Annotated in this window: 11 protein-coding genes; 5 read left to right on the forward strand and 6 right to left on the reverse strand. The window is 44.6% G+C overall.

The genetic code is table 11. The features are described from left to right. Positions 1–43 precede the first annotated feature (43 nt). The 3 genes from C3420_RS08025 (at position 44) to ovoA (ending at position 3,752) form a co-directional block, all read left to right on the forward strand. On the forward strand, positions 44–283 hold the full coding sequence (locus C3420_RS08025) for a DUF2061 domain-containing protein (RefSeq protein ID WP_004890352.1): 240 nt from the start codon (positions 44–46) through the stop codon (positions 281–283). Between the two features lie 242 nt (positions 284–525). Then, positions 526–1,395: a LysR family transcriptional regulator gene (locus tag C3420_RS08030; RefSeq protein ID WP_103800286.1), complete on the forward strand. Its 870-nt coding sequence runs from the start codon at positions 526–528 to the stop codon at positions 1,393–1,395. A gap of 161 nt (positions 1,396–1,556) precedes the next feature. Further along, on the forward strand, positions 1,557–3,752 hold the full coding sequence (gene ovoA, locus C3420_RS08035; protein WP_103800287.1) for a 5-histidylcysteine sulfoxide synthase: 2,196 nt from the start codon (positions 1,557–1,559) through the stop codon (positions 3,750–3,752). Positions 3,753–3,812: 60 nt separating this feature from the next. Here ovoA and C3420_RS08040 read toward each other — a convergent pair whose 3' ends face one another. Beyond that, complete coding sequence (locus tag C3420_RS08040) at positions 3,813–4,061, reverse strand: DUF2789 family protein (protein WP_004813337.1); 249 nt, start codon at positions 4,059–4,061, stop codon at positions 3,813–3,815. Positions 4,062–4,221: 160 nt separating this feature from the next. After that, the gene (locus C3420_RS08045) at positions 4,222–4,872 is read right to left on the reverse strand and encodes an HAD family hydrolase (RefSeq protein ID WP_103800288.1); all 651 of its coding nucleotides are present in this window, start codon (positions 4,870–4,872) and stop codon (positions 4,222–4,224) included. Positions 4,873–5,052: 180 nt separating this feature from the next. Between C3420_RS08045 and C3420_RS08050 the strand changes: the two genes are divergently transcribed. Both C3420_RS08050 and ptsP read left to right on the forward strand, forming a co-directional pair. Further along, positions 5,053–5,535, forward strand: a complete 483-nt coding sequence (locus tag C3420_RS08050; RefSeq protein ID WP_004813339.1) for an RNA pyrophosphohydrolase — start codon at positions 5,053–5,055, stop codon at positions 5,533–5,535. A gap of 87 nt (positions 5,536–5,622) precedes the next feature. Beyond that, the gene (gene ptsP / locus C3420_RS08055; RefSeq protein ID WP_103800289.1) at positions 5,623–7,920 is read left to right on the forward strand and encodes a phosphoenolpyruvate--protein phosphotransferase; all 2,298 of its coding nucleotides are present in this window, start codon (positions 5,623–5,625) and stop codon (positions 7,918–7,920) included. Between the two features lie 10 nt (positions 7,921–7,930). On the opposite strand, the gene C3420_RS08060 is transcribed toward ptsP, so the two are convergent. The 4 genes from C3420_RS08060 to C3420_RS08075 form a co-directional block, all read right to left on the reverse strand. Continuing rightward, on the reverse strand, positions 7,931–8,113 hold the full coding sequence (locus C3420_RS08060) for a hypothetical protein (protein ID WP_103800290.1): 183 nt from the start codon (positions 8,111–8,113) through the stop codon (positions 7,931–7,933). 146 nt (positions 8,114–8,259) lie between these two features. Beyond that, the gene (locus C3420_RS08065; protein ID WP_103800291.1) at positions 8,260–9,921 is read right to left on the reverse strand and encodes an acyl-CoA dehydrogenase family protein; all 1,662 of its coding nucleotides are present in this window, start codon (positions 9,919–9,921) and stop codon (positions 8,260–8,262) included. 195 nt (positions 9,922–10,116) lie between these two features. Continuing rightward, the gene (gene katG / locus C3420_RS08070) at positions 10,117–12,315 is read right to left on the reverse strand and encodes a catalase/peroxidase HPI (RefSeq protein ID WP_004813351.1); all 2,199 of its coding nucleotides are present in this window, start codon (positions 12,313–12,315) and stop codon (positions 10,117–10,119) included. A gap of 503 nt (positions 12,316–12,818) precedes the next feature. Further along, complete coding sequence (locus tag C3420_RS08075; RefSeq protein ID WP_103800292.1) at positions 12,819–13,757, reverse strand: cation diffusion facilitator family transporter; 939 nt, start codon at positions 13,755–13,757, stop codon at positions 12,819–12,821. Positions 13,758–14,273 lie beyond the last annotated feature (516 nt).

The raw sequence follows: 14,273 nt of genomic DNA on the forward strand, positions 1-14,273 counted from the left end.
TTCATACAGAAAACATTGAATTTATTTTTTGAGGAATATCGACATGGCACACGTTCAAAAATTTGTTGTAGATAATCAGCGTATGTTCAAGAAAACCTTGAGCTATTACGTCATGCACATCACGGTAGCCATGTTAGTCGGTTATTTTGTGACTGGTAGTTTAGCCATGGCAATTGCATTAAGTTTATTAGAACCGACTGTTCAGGCTGTTGCTTTCTTCTTCCACGAAAAAGCCTGGGAGGCAAAATCTGAACAGAGCAATAATGAGGAAATCACAGCCTAAATTCTTTTCTGTCCTTATTCCTCGTTTTGCCACCGCTTACCCTCGGTGGCTTTTTTTATTGATGCATATCCGATTTTTATAAAATATTTTTTTGGGTTCGAGCCGCTATTTCCAGCTATCTATTGTATTAGCGATCAATGAATGTCGGATTTTACAGCAATAGATACAACTTTTCCTTTGATTTATTCTTAAAATATTACAACAATAGAGATACGCATAAAAAATCTTTATAGGTGATTAAGATGAATCTCGCAGCCTTTGAAGCCTTTGTAAAAGTCATGGAAACCGGATCAATTTCTCTGGCGGCAGATCAGCTTTTTATTACTCAACCCGCCGTGACCAAACGGATTCATAGTCTGGAAGAGTATTTTGGAGTCAAGCTATTTGAATCAGCTGGTCGTGGTGTACAAGCAACCCATGCCGCGCATTCGCTGTTACCGAAAGTGAAAAACTGGCTGAATGAACTGGGCGATATTCATCATACTCTCAGTCATGAACAAGGCCAGATTCAGGGCAAACTGAAAATTGGTACCAGTCATCATATTGGTCTGCATCACCTTCCAGCACATTTGCGTCAGTATGTACTGCAATATCCGGATGTGACCCTAGATGTGCACTTTGTTGATTCTGAACAGGCACATGAACAGGTGATTGCCGGTGACTTGGAACTGGCTTTTCTGACTTTACCTCCACATGGCGATGAACGGCTGAACTATGTGACTATCTGGAACGATCCATTGGTGTTTGTAGTTGCTCCATTCCATCCATTGGCCCAGCAGAAGCATCTGTCACTGGACGATCTGGTGCATTACCCGAGCCTGTTACCGTCTGCACAAACCTATACCACGCAAATTACCATGGCAGAGTTTGAAAAGCGTGGCGTCAAACCAAAGATCACCATGAGTAATAATCCACTCGAATCGATCCGCATGCTGGTTTCCATTGGTCTGGGCTGGTCAGTACTACCACAAACTCTTGTAAATCATGACTTGCAACAACTGGATATTTCTCTGGAAATGAACCGCCAGCTCGGCATGGTCTGGCATCCGGGACGTACCCAGTCCAAAGCCGCACAGGCCCTGGTTGAGTTAATGCAACAGCCTAAACTCTAAGTTGCTTCATTTTTAAAATAAGAGGCTGCGATTGGATTCAATTCGCAGCATTTTGTTACCTAAATGAGCAACAACTGCATCCTGCTTTGCATTAAGTTTAAGACATTCCCTGCGCGGACTTACCAGTGGAATATCTTAAAATTCTTAATGGAGTCTGATGGATGCAGCCCGATTCAACCTTATTTAAACCTAACCAGCCAAATAGTAAGTCACCTACATATTTAGCAGACGACAGCCCTTGGCAACAGGGCAAAATTCGCCTGCTTCCAACACCTAATTTAAACTTTGAAGACATTTCCACAGCGCGCTATATGATTCGTGAATATTTCCTGAATACCTTTGACACCTACGAATCCCTGTTTGACTGTCTGCGCAATGAAGAAGCATTTTATATCAAACCGATTAGCCTGCGTCATCCGCTGATTTTCTATTTCGGTCATACCGCTACTTTTTTTGTCAATAAACTGCTGCTCAGCAAACTGATTCCTGAACAGCTGAATCCACATATGGAAAGCATCTTTGCCATTGGTGTAGATGAGATGAGCTGGGACGATCTGGATGATCAGAATTATGACTGGCCGGAAGTCAGTGAAGTAAAAGCGTATCGGCACCGGGTACGAGCCCTGGTACTGAAGATCATAGAAAATGCACCTCTAGAACTCCCCCTCAACTGGCAGAATCCATGGTGGTCAATTCTGATGGGTATTGAGCATGAACGGATCCACCTGGAAACTTCGTCGGTATTGATTCGACAACATCAACTGCAATATGTGCAGAATCATCCACTATGGCATGCCCGAATCCTGACTGGCCCTGCACCAGAAAACCAGCTTCTTCCTGTTCCTGCGGGAACGGTTCGACTGAATAAAAATTTCAATGACCCATATTATGGCTGGGACAATGAATACGGTCTGCATGAAGCGGAAATCAACGCGTTTCAGGCATCACAATTTCTGGTGTCCAATCAGGAATTTTTCAACTTTGTCGAAGCTGATGGTTATCAGCAGTCAGAATACTGGAGTGAAGAAGGTAAAGCCTGGCTGGAATTTATTGAAGCGCAACATCCAAGCTTCTGGATCAAAAAAGAGGATGGTTGGTATTTGCGTATCATGCTGGAAGAAATTCCGATGCCGTGGGATTGGCCCGTTGAGGTGAATTATCACGAAGCCAAAGCCTTCTGTAACTGGAAATCAGCACAGATGAGTGAATCGATCCGTTTGCCGAACGAAGATGAATGGTATCGGCTGTATGACCATGTCGGCCTGGATCCTAAACGACCGCTGCCTTTAGAAGCCAATATCGCCTTGCAACATGCACCTAATCCTTGTCCGATACACCAGTTCCAGCAAGGCGAGTTTTATGATGTACAAGGCAATGTCTGGCAATGGACTGAAACTGCAATCTATCCCTTTGAAGGTTTTCAGGTCCATCCAATTTATGATGACTTTAGTACCCCAACTTTCGATGATCGGCATAACCTGATTAAAGGCGGCTCCTGGATTTCAGGCGGTAATGAAGCTCTGCATAGTTCCCGTTATGCCTTTAGACGACACTTTTTCCAGCATGCTGGTTTTCGCTATGTGACTGGGTCAGATGAGCCAGTTTCACCTTATCACTCACATTATCAAACAGATGAACTGATTTCGCAGTATCTAGAATTTCAGTATGGTCAGGAGTATTTGGGCGTTCCGAATTTTGCCAGGTCTCTCATTATCCTCGCCCAGCCTTATTTTGTAGAAACTGCCAGAAAAAAGGCACTTGATCTTGGCTGTGCCACAGGACGCGCCAGCTTTGAACTGGCGCAGCATTTTGAACAGGTAACAGGTCTAGATTTCTCGGCACGTTTTATTCAGCAAGGTATAGCCTTAGCGCAAGGTGCAACTTTAGGTTATACCATTCCGATTGAAGGTGAACTGGTCGAATATAAATCCTGTTCACTGCAAGAGACTGGACTTGATCAGGTTGCTCACAAGGTCGAGTTTTATCAGGCGGATGCCTGCAATCTAAAACCGCAATTTAAGGAATACGATTTCATTCTGGCAGCCAATCTGATTGATCGGTTGCACCACCCTAAAGCCTTTTTACACGAGATTCATCAGCGACTGAATATTGGCGGTATTCTGATGCTGGCTTCACCTTATACCTGGCTGGATGAACATACCGCGCGTAGTGAATGGTTAGGCGGTTTTAAGCAGGCTGGAGAAAATTTTACGACCTTAGATGGAATACAGGAATTATTGAGTCCACATTTTGAAATGCTGGCTGAACCTATAGATGTTCCTTTTGTGATCCGTGAAACAGCGCGTAAATATCAGCATACCCTGTCACAGGTCACTTTATGGAAACGCATACGTTAAGATGCCGAAATCAAATAAAAAAAGCCAGTCATCGGACTGGCTTTTGGTTTTAAGATACATTCAGATTTCGATGGTCGCATCCTCATGCAGGGATTCATTCAGTTGGTCTACCACGATGGCCCATTCACCATCAGACGCAATCTTTTCAGCGAGAAACTGGCGCTGTGCCTCAGACCAGTAGGGTGCATCCAGCAGATTAAAATCCTTATGCAGCTGATGATCGTTAATGAAGGTTGCAATTCCTTCCTCACTGGCATCCAGGCCCAACTGTTCAAATAGGTGCGTCATGCGTGGTCGTACTTTATTCATTTCAACTACCTCTGAGTTTCCCTTATTCTCATTATGCAAGTTAAGCTTAGCATGAGCTGCAGTGAGCTAGTGTGACAATAGTTTATTTTTCACCTTGAATCTGTGCACATAAAAAAGCACAACCTGAGTTGTGCTTCACAGATTTGCTCGCTTCAGAGGATTAAATCGACCAGTCCTGAATTTCCCAGCCCTGCTCTTTCGCTAGTGCTTCTAAACGATCATCCGGATTGACTGCAATGGCATGATCAGCATGTTCCAGCAAGAAGCGATCATTGATTGAATCCGAATAGGCCCAGGACTCGGTCACATCACGGCCTTCCAGCCACTGTTCCAGGCGAATCAGTTTGCCTTTCTGGTAACAGGCAGTATTGATCACTTTACCGGTATATTTACTATCAACAATTTCAGCATTCGTCGCGATAATTTCGGTAATGCCAAATTCACGAAAAATTGGCGCAGTAATAAAGTCAGAAGTTGCAGTAATACCGACCAATTCATGTCCTGCTTCACGGTGACGTTCAATTGCCTTAAAACCTTCTGGACGCATTTGCGGACGAATGACTTTTTGCATGAAGAGTTGATGTAGTTCAGTCAGATAATCATTGTCATGTTTGGTTAAAAATTCAAAGACAAATTCATTATAGGCATAGGGGTCCAGCTGACCTTTTTTATAATCTTCATAGAACTTGTCATTCATGGCACGGTGATGAACAGGGTCAACCAGGCCCTCGTTGACCAAGAACTCTCCCCAAGAATGATCCGAATCTGTATTTAACAAGGTGTGATCGAGATCAAATAGCGCCAATTTCATGAAAATACTCGTAAAAACTGAAATTTAAGAAAAAAATTGTAAATCTATCTCCGCTAGTCGATAGAAATTCGTTAAGATCATAGCAATTTTAACATTTTTAAACTTTGCTTTTTTCGTGCTGGATACAGAAATAAAAATCCCCGAGGGCAAAGGCATAAATTACACAATATTAGGTGCCAAATGATCGACTCTGAAGGTTTCCGACCGAATGTCGGGATCATTTTGGCAAACGATGCTGGACAGGTTTTATGGGCGAAGCGCATTGGACACAATGCATGGCAATTTCCACAAGGAGGTATCCAATATGGAGAAACCCCTGAGCAGGCACTCTATCGTGAGCTGAGAGAAGAAGTTGGCTTACTGCCCGAACATGTCCAAATTATAGCGCAAACCAAAGGCTGGCTGCGTTATCGTTTGCCACACCGGTACATTCGTACGGATTCAGATCCGGTGTGTATCGGCCAGAAACAAAAGTGGTTTTTACTCAAATTGACGGCGTCAGTACAGAACATTCAACTTGATCTGTCTGACCCGCCCGAATTTGATCAATGGCAGTGGGTCAGTTACTGGTACCCGCTCGGTCAGGTCGTGAATTTTAAACGTGACGTATACCGCAAGGCCATGGTAGAACTGTGTCAGCAACTTCCCAAGGAAAAACCTTAAGAATTGCATAAATATGCAGATTTTTTAGGCAGTTATTGTTATAAATAAAGAAGATACCGGACCCTAAATTACGAAGGAGCAGCGCGAATGTCGAATATGCAACTGGATACCCTGAGACGTATTGTTCAAGAGATCAATGCGTCAGCCAGTTTGCACGAATCGCTCGACATTATGGTTAATCAGGTAGCCCAGGCGATGCAGGTCGATGTCTGCTCCATTTATCTGCTGGATGAGCGCAACCAGCGCTATCTACTGATGGCATCTAAGGGTCTAAAACCTGAAGCGGTGGGCCATGTGTCGCTGCAAACTGGTGAAGGTCTGGTGGGGCTGGTCGGACAGCGCGAGGAAATCGTCAACCTCGACAATGCTCCGAAACATGAACGCTTCCTTTATCTACCTGAAACCGGGGAAGAAATTTATAACTCTTTCCTTGGCGTTCCGGTCATGTACCGTCGTAAGGTCATGGGCGTTCTTGTGGTTCAGAATAAAGAACCTCAGGATTTCTCAGAAGCTGCTGAATCCTTCTTAGTGACGCTCTGTGCTCAGCTCTCTGGTGTAATTGCCCATGCCCATGCAGTCGGCAATATTGATGTGTTCCGCAAGCCCAGCAATCTGCCTGCTTATAAAACCTTCCAGGGTGTATCAGGCTCAGGTGGTATTGCTCTAGGTCGTGCCGTGATCCTCTATCCGCCAGCAGATCTGGGAGCAGTTCCGGATCGTGAAGCGGATGACATCAGCGAAGAGCTTGCCCTGCTCGACAACGCGCTAAATTCCGTACGTGAGGAAATCCAGTCTCTCGATGACAAGATGCAGGATGCTCTCATGGCTGAGGAACGTGCACTGTTCAGTGTGTTCCTGCGTATGCTGGACGAAAATGCCCTGCCAGCTGAAATCAAGGAACTGATCCGTGAAGGTCACTGGGCGCAAGGAGCGGTACGAATTGTCATTGAAAACCATGTGGCGCAGTTTGCCCAGATGGAAGATGACTATTTACGTGAACGTGTGGCTGACCTGAAAGATTTAGGCCGCCGGATTCTGGCTAAATTACAGGAAGCTGATGAAAGCCATCGTGAACTGACCGATGAAAGCATCCTGATTGGCGAGGAAATTTCGACCGCAGCGCTGGTAGAATTACCCGTTGATAAAATTGCAGCTATTGTCACCACTGAAGGTGCAATGAATTCACATATGGTGATTGTCGCGCGTGCACTCGGGATTCCGACCGTAGTGGGCGTAACCGAATTACCTATCAATACCCTTGATGATGTCGAAATGATTGTTGATGCGCATCAGGGTCGGGTATTTATCAATCCGCCACGTCGTCTGCGTACCCGTTATAAAGAAATTCAGAAAGAAGAAGAACAGCTCGCCAAAGATCTGCGTCAGTATGAAACCAAGGATGCGATTACCCCAGATGGTGTGGCTGTACGCTTGTTCGTGAATACAGGCTTGATGATTGATGTGGTGCGTGGTGTACAGCGCGGTGCCAAAGGTGTCGGTTTATACCGTTCTGAAATTCCGTTTATGCTGCGCGACCGCTTCCCGGGTGAAGAAGAACAGCGTGCCATTTACCGCCAGCAACTTACTCATTTCGCCAATAAACCGGTGGTGATGCGTACCCTCGATATTGGGGCAGATAAAGACCTGCCATATTTCTCGATTGAAGAAGAAAATTCGGCATTGGGCTGGCGCGGGATTCGTTTTACCCTCGATCATCCAGAAATTTTCTCTTCGCAAATTCGTGCGATGTTAAAAGCCAGTATTGGACTGAATAATCTACATATCCTGCTGCCAATGATCACCAGTGTCAGCGAAGTAGAAGAAGCACTATATTTGCTGGAGCGTGACTGGGTTGCAGTCCAGGAAGAAGAACAGGTCAAGATCACCAAGCCTAAAATTGGTATCATGCTAGAAGTGCCGAGTGTCCTGTATCAGATTGATGAATTTTCTGAATTTGTCGACTTCTTCTCGGTCGGCTCTAATGACTTGACCCAATATTTACTGGCAGTGGATCGTAATAACCCGCGTGTCGCCAACGTTTATTCGCATTTGCACCCTGCCGTTTTACGTGCCCTGACCCGTTTAGTACAGGATTGTCATCGTAATGAAAAACCGATCAGTATATGCGGGGAAATGGCAGGTGATCCGATTTCGGCTGTGCTGCTGATGGCCATGGGTTTTAATACCCTGTCAATGAGTTCAAGTAATATTCTGCGGGTGCGTAAGACGATTTGTCATGTCCCTATGTCGGATGCTCAGGACTTATTGGAACATGTGCTAAAACTGGATAATCCGCTGGTCGTAAAAAGCTGGATGGAACATTATTTCCGTACGCATGGTCTGGGAGATATGGTGAAAGGCGCGACCCGAATCGTGGGAGCTTAAGCTGCTGAATTTAGCAAAACTGCCATAAAAAAGGGAGATAGTCATTTGAGTATCTCCCTTTTTTGTGCTTGCTATAGCCACGTTTTGCATCTTTTTTGCGGTCTGTAAACACTTGGCTTTTGTTGACCTCATGCATATGTTTGGCCACAAAGTTATGTATTACTGCTTCTGGTAGCTGCTTTTTCTTTGCCATCTTTTCACCTGTTTTTTGACATAGCATCTGAATTGACACTGTGCATATATTGCGCTCTATTCAGTATATTTCAAGTGGTTTTCAATATTTTTAGGATTTGAGAATAACCTTTAACAAGAAGCTATTCTCTCCTCCTTTTTAATATTTTATGAAGATGAGTCTTGAGCTAAAGCCCGTTCCAAAATCCTCTCTACATCTACTTGTTTGGCACTCATCATACCTACTACTCGTCCATGAAACTTGCTGTATCGGGTCTGAATAAATGCATTAAAAATAAATTCAGGTGCATGACGTTGCAGTAATACGGCTTGGGCTAAAATAGTCAAGCGGCTGACCAGACTACGCCCCATAAATTGCAGTTCATCTGCAGGCTGCTGAAACAGTTTAAACAGCGTCTGAAGTTCCTGTTTCAGTATTTCATCCTGCATTGCAGTAGCAGCCAAATCCTGAAACAGTATTTCAATCGATTCCGGTTCACGACCAATGGCACGCAGTACATCCAGACACATGACATTGCCTGAGCCTTCCCAAATGGTATTCACTGGCGCTTCTTTGAAAATTCGTGCCATGATGCCATGATCGACATAGCCATTACCACCAAAGACTTCCATGGTTTCACCGGTCAGTTCTACGGCACGTTTGCAGATCCAGAACTTGGAAGCCGGGGTCATAATTCGCTTCCAGGCCAGTGACAAGGCATCATCATTTTCATAACAGGAAGCCAGATAGAAACTCAACTGCATCGCTGCTTCTGTTTCCAGTGCCAGATCAACCAGCACCGCCTGCATTAAGGGCTGTGCTGCCAGATGCTTGCCAAAAGCCTTACGCTGTCGGGTATAGGCCAGACATTGCACCAGCGCCTGACGTAACATCGCAGTACTGCCAACCGAGCAGGTCAGACGGGTGTAGTTCGCCATTTCAATAATGGTGGGGATACCCCGTCCTGCTTCACCGATCATGATGCCCCAAGCTTCCTGAAACTCGACTTCCGAGCTGGAATTGCTACGATTCCCAACTTTGTCTTTGAGTCGCTGTACATGAATATTATTCTTGGTTCCATCTTCACGCCAACGTGGAACAAAGAAACAGGCCAGACCATCCTGTTCAGTTTTCGCCACCACCAGATGAGCATCACACATCGGTGCCGAAAAAAACCATTTATGGCCGGTCAGCAGATAAGCCTGCCCTCGACCTGATTCACCAATGGGCACGGCAAAGGTTTCATTCGCCCGAACGTCGGAACCGCCCTGCTTTTCAGTCATCCCCATACCCAGCCAGATTGATTTTTTTTGGGCAATCGGCAGATCACGTTCATCGTATTCAGTAGATAATAATTTATCGCCGATTTTGGCCCAAAGTTCCGGTTCACGCTGGATCAAGGGAATACTGCCGAGGGTCATCGAAGTCGGGCACAGACTGCCACATTCTACCTGTCCACTCAGGTAAAACCGTGCTGCCCAGTCGACCCATTTAGATTTTGATTCAGCCTGATTAAAAGGATGTGCATGACTATCAAACTGACGATTAATGCGCATCCATTGATGCCATGCAGGATGAAATTCAATATAATCACGACGGCGACCCCGGGCATCAAAAGCATGCAGAATAGGCGTATGCCGGTTTGCCAGATCGGCATATTGATAATATTCTGATGAACCCACCACCTGCCCCATTTCATTTAAAATTGTCTGATCCTGACTACCATAGCTCTGCAAAATTTCCTGCAAAGTGGCGTCAGTTGCAAACAGGTTATAGTCCTGTTTTTCATCAAACTGATTGCTGATCTGATGGGTTGTCCATGTGTTCATCTTCTCTTCCTTAATCTTCATTTTTGTTGTGTGGTTTTCAGTCCAGTATAGAGAAAAAGTGGCGAATACCTATTAAGTTTTCAGTAAGACCATCTATTTTTCATGACTGGTCGTTCTATGAGCTGATTGACCAATAAAAATTCAGGTAATAAAAAACCGGCCCTACGACCGGTTTCCTATTTCAAGATCGAAAAATTATCGTTTCACATCAAAACGGTCTGCATTCATGACTTTGACCCATGCCTTGACAAAGTCACGCACGAATTTTTCTTTATTGTCATCCTGAGCATATACTTCTGCATAAGCACGAAGAATCGAATTCGAACCAAAGACCAGGTCTACACGTGTTGCAGTCCATTTCTTCACACCTGTCGCACGTTCAACAATGTCATACTGGTTACGGCCAGTTGCTTTCCATTGATAGTTCATATCCGTCAGGTTCACAAAGAAGTCATTGCTTAAGACACCAACATTGTTGGTGAGGACACCTTCTGGCGCACCACCATAGTTGGTTCCGAGTACACGCATACCCCCAACCAGCGCAGTCATCTCAGGTGCAGTCAGCCCTAACAGTTGTGCACGATCGACTAGCAGCTCTTCAGCCTGAACCACATATTCATCTTTTAGCCAGTTACGGAAACCATCGTATTTCGGTAACAGGTCTTCAAATGAATAGGCATCTGTCTGTTCCTGAGATGCATCGCCACGGCCCGGTGTAAATGGCACCTTGATATTTACACCTGCTGCTTTGGCTGCCTGTTCAATTGCTGCGCTACCGCCCAATACAATCAGATCGGCAATACTGACTTTCTTCTCAAGACCTGCCTGAATCTCTTCAAGTTTGTTCAATACTTTATTCAAACGTTCCGGTTCATTCCCTTCCCATTGACGTTGTGGCTCTAGACGGATACGTGCTCCATTGGCACCACCACGATAGTCCGAACCACGGTAAGTACGTGCGCTATCCCAAGCCGTATTGATCAGTTCGGTTGGGGTTAAACCACTGATTAGTAATTTTGCTTTGAGTTCTTCAATTTCAGCCTCAGACAAGGTGTAGTCCACTTTTGGAATTGGGTCCTGCCAGATCAGATCTTCAGCCGGTACGTCTGGGCCAAGATAACGGGATTTTGGCCCCATATCACGGTGGGTCAGTTTAAACCATGCGCGTGCAAACACTTCAGAGAAGTAGGCCGGATCACGATAGAAACGCTCTGAAATTTTACGGTATTCCGGATCAATTTTCAGTGCCATGTCAGCGTCAGTCATCATCGGATTACGGCGTACACTGGTATCATGCGCATCAAATGGTTTGTCTTCTTCCTTGATGTTAATCGGCTCCCACTGTTTCCCGCCTGCCGGGCTGACAGTTTTTTCCCAATCATAGTTGAGCAACAGATAGAAGAATTCATTGTCCCATTTGGTTGGGTTGGTGGTCCAGGCACCTTCCAGACCACTGACCATGGTATTCGCCGCGTTACCAGTCCCTTCCGGGTTATGCCAGCCCAAGCCCTGAAATTCGATATCTGCGCTTTCAACATCTGGTCCAAGCAAATCTGCTTTACCATTACCGTGTGACTTACCTACGGTATGACCACCTGCGGTCAAGGCAACTGTTTCTTCGTCATTCATGCCCATACGGTCGAAAGTGACTCGCATATCCTGTGCCGTACGTAAAGGATCCTGTACACCATCCACTCCTTCAGGATTGACATAGATCAGACCCATTTGCACCGCAGCAAGAGGATTTTCTAGCGTTGAACGATCTTGGTTATTTTCATAACGGCTTTCGGTCGGTGCCAGCCATTGGCGTTCATCACCCCAGTACACATCTTTTTCAGGATGCCAGATATCTTCACGACCACCAGCAAAACCGAAAGTTTTCAAACCTGCAACTTCATAGGCCACTGTCCCTGCGAGGATAATCAGGTCACCCCAAGAGAGCTTGTTACCGTATTTTTTCTTGATCGGCCATAACAGACGACGGCCTTTATCGGTATTGACATTATCGGGCCAGCTGTTCAACGGTGCAAAACGCTGGTTCCCCGTATTGGCACCACCACGTCCATCCTGCTTACGGTAAGAACCTGCCAAGTGCCAGGCAGTACGAACAAACATACCAATATAGCTGCCATAATCTGCTGGCCACCATGCCTGGCTGGTCGTGATCAGTTCACGCAGATCTTGTTTTACTGCTTCAAGGTCAAGGGAATTAAATGCTGCTTTATAATCAAAGTCGGGATCAAAAGGATTGGTTTTTCTATCGTGTTGAGAAAGAATGTCGAGGTTAAGCGCATTTGGCCACCAGTCCGTATTGTGTGAGCTGGCATTGCTTGCCGCTGTACCTTCGTGTTTTTGATGAAATGGGCAGCCTGATGCTTGCAAATCTTGTGTCATTTTGTAGCTCCAAAACTTTATAAAGTCTGTTTGATCTGAACTGTTTAAACATCTTATTTACTTCAACATAACTGTTTTCCGTGACAAGTTAAAGTAAGTTTTACGAATACAAAAAATCGGTTTCTTCTATCTAAAAGCTTGTAAAGTCATTCATTATTTATTTTTGCAATTTTCTAGGAGAAATTGCAGAGAACTGGTGAATTGATGAAAATTAAACCATCCTCAAGATTGCTTTTGTTATTCTACTAAAGTTATAGAGGATAGATGTAAGGAAGGCGCTCTAGCGACAACATGAGTCTAGCAATCATTACAAAGATTGATTTGAATCCTGAGATTTTTAGCTCAAAACTGAGTTTATATTTCTGTTTGCTGGTGTCTTTACTGATATCAGTGGCATAAAAATAGATGCCGCTACGCCTATTTAAAACAGTGATCTGAATATGCAGTTTAAAAGGCTGTTATTTGAAGATATTTTCTATCCACATCAATTAAAAAATAGCTTCTTATACACGTCCTTGGGTACGTTCCAGCCAGACGGCCTGAGTTTGTGGTTTCACAAACAGGGTAATAATTTCCGGATGGATCTGTTTGATCTGCGCTTCGATCCGGTTGACGCAGGCTTCAATTTCATCCGAATTCAGATTATCCATAAACTCCAGGCTTAAAGAGGCAATCACCTGATGTGCACCGATCTGTTCGGTTAGTACCCCGTTGGCACTAAATACTGCGATATCCTCCTGCGCAATCAGCAGCACATTTTTCCGCAGTTTTGGATCGGCAGTTTCACCAAGTAACAGCCCTTTTGTTTCACGCGCCAACAGCCAGGCCGATACAGCCAGTACCACACCAATCAGAATTGAGGCCACCCCATCCAGCTCAGGGATATTTAGCTGATGTGCGAGGAAAATACCCACCAGCGCAATAAAAAGTCCGATCAATGCAGCCGTGTCCTCAAATAACACGGTAAAAGTTGTTGGGTCTTTACTGCGTCTAAAAGCTTCAAAATATCCCATTTTGCCTTTGTGTTTGCGAAAGGCTTTTAAAGCCACGAACCAAGAAGTTCCTTCACATAAAATCGCAATACCGAGCACAATATAGTTGATCATCGGGTCCCGCATTTCTTCAGGATGGATGATGTGCTGGATACCCTGATAGATTGATACAATGGCACCCAAAGCAAAGACCATTAAAGCGACAATAAAGGCCCAGAAATATAGCTCACGACCATAGCCAAAGGGATGCAATGCATCGGGGCGTTTTTGAGATTTTTTCATGCCGTGCAGCAGCAGAATTTCATTCAGGGTATCCACAACCGAATGAATAGCTTCACTCAACATGGCAGAACTGTTGGTAATATAGGCCGCGACAAATTTAACCAGTGCGATTGCCAGATTGCCAAACAGCGCAGCATATACCACAATTTTATTAGATTCAGATGACATGCAAATTTGTCCTGGTTTTTATTGTCAAACAGATGGATCTATTTGATTTTTCATTTTATCTATTTGCATCTTAATAAACTGCCGGCATAAATTGTTTATCGTTTTGTTGTTCTCATTTTTTCCAAGAATCTTCATCCTTACAATGTTTATCACCTGTACTAATCAGCATATCAGCACACTTTTGACTGGAATTGTGAACATAATCAGTATGTATTCGCCTCATTTGCTGAATGATGTATAGGTCCTGAGTATCTTTCATTAGATTATTGACTATGAGGATGTGCAGCAGGTGCAACTGTTCCATGTGGAACATCAGCAGCAAATTTTGGGTTTGATGCACATTACTGAACAATGCGGGAAATACTGTTTATTGTATCTGATGCGACTATCTTTGACTTAAAGCCTGGATTTGAGCTCATCTGCCGTTCTGAAAGGGATAGAAAAGACATCCCTACCCGGTTCTGCATCAAAAACCAGAAAGGAAGCCCTGGCTTCCTTTCTAAATATTTTTTTAAT

Origin of the sequence: Acinetobacter sp. ACNIH3 (assembly GCF_002918965.1) — a bacterium.
GTDB classification, from domain to species: domain Bacteria; phylum Pseudomonadota; class Gammaproteobacteria; order Pseudomonadales; family Moraxellaceae; genus Acinetobacter; species Acinetobacter schindleri.

Bases quoted from the DNA above. Each gene is read 5' to 3' on its own strand.
- C3420_RS08025 (WP_004890352.1), top strand. From the start codon at position 44: ATGGCACACGTTCAAAAATTTGTTGTAGATAATCAGCGTATGTTCAAG.
- C3420_RS08030 (WP_103800286.1), top strand. From the start codon at position 526: ATGAATCTCGCAGCCTTTGAAGCCTTTGTAAAAGTCATGGAAACCGGA.
- ovoA (WP_103800287.1), top strand. From the start codon at position 1,557: ATGCAGCCCGATTCAACCTTATTTAAACCTAACCAGCCAAATAGTAAG.
- C3420_RS08040 (WP_004813337.1), bottom strand. From the start codon at position 4,061: ATGAATAAAGTACGACCACGCATGACGCACCTATTTGAACAGTTGGGC.
- C3420_RS08045 (WP_103800288.1), bottom strand. From the start codon at position 4,872: ATGAAATTGGCGCTATTTGATCTCGATCACACCTTGTTAAATACAGAT.
- C3420_RS08050 (WP_004813339.1), top strand. From the start codon at position 5,053: ATGATCGACTCTGAAGGTTTCCGACCGAATGTCGGGATCATTTTGGCA.
- ptsP (WP_103800289.1), top strand. From the start codon at position 5,623: ATGTCGAATATGCAACTGGATACCCTGAGACGTATTGTTCAAGAGATC.
- C3420_RS08060 (WP_103800290.1), bottom strand. From the start codon at position 8,113: ATGGCAAAGAAAAAGCAGCTACCAGAAGCAGTAATACATAACTTTGTG.
- C3420_RS08065 (WP_103800291.1), bottom strand. From the start codon at position 9,921: ATGAACACATGGACAACCCATCAGATCAGCAATCAGTTTGATGAAAAA.
- katG (WP_004813351.1), bottom strand. From the start codon at position 12,315: ATGACACAAGATTTGCAAGCATCAGGCTGCCCATTTCATCAAAAACAC.
- C3420_RS08075 (WP_103800292.1), bottom strand. From the start codon at position 13,757: ATGTCATCTGAATCTAATAAAATTGTGGTATATGCTGCGCTGTTTGGC.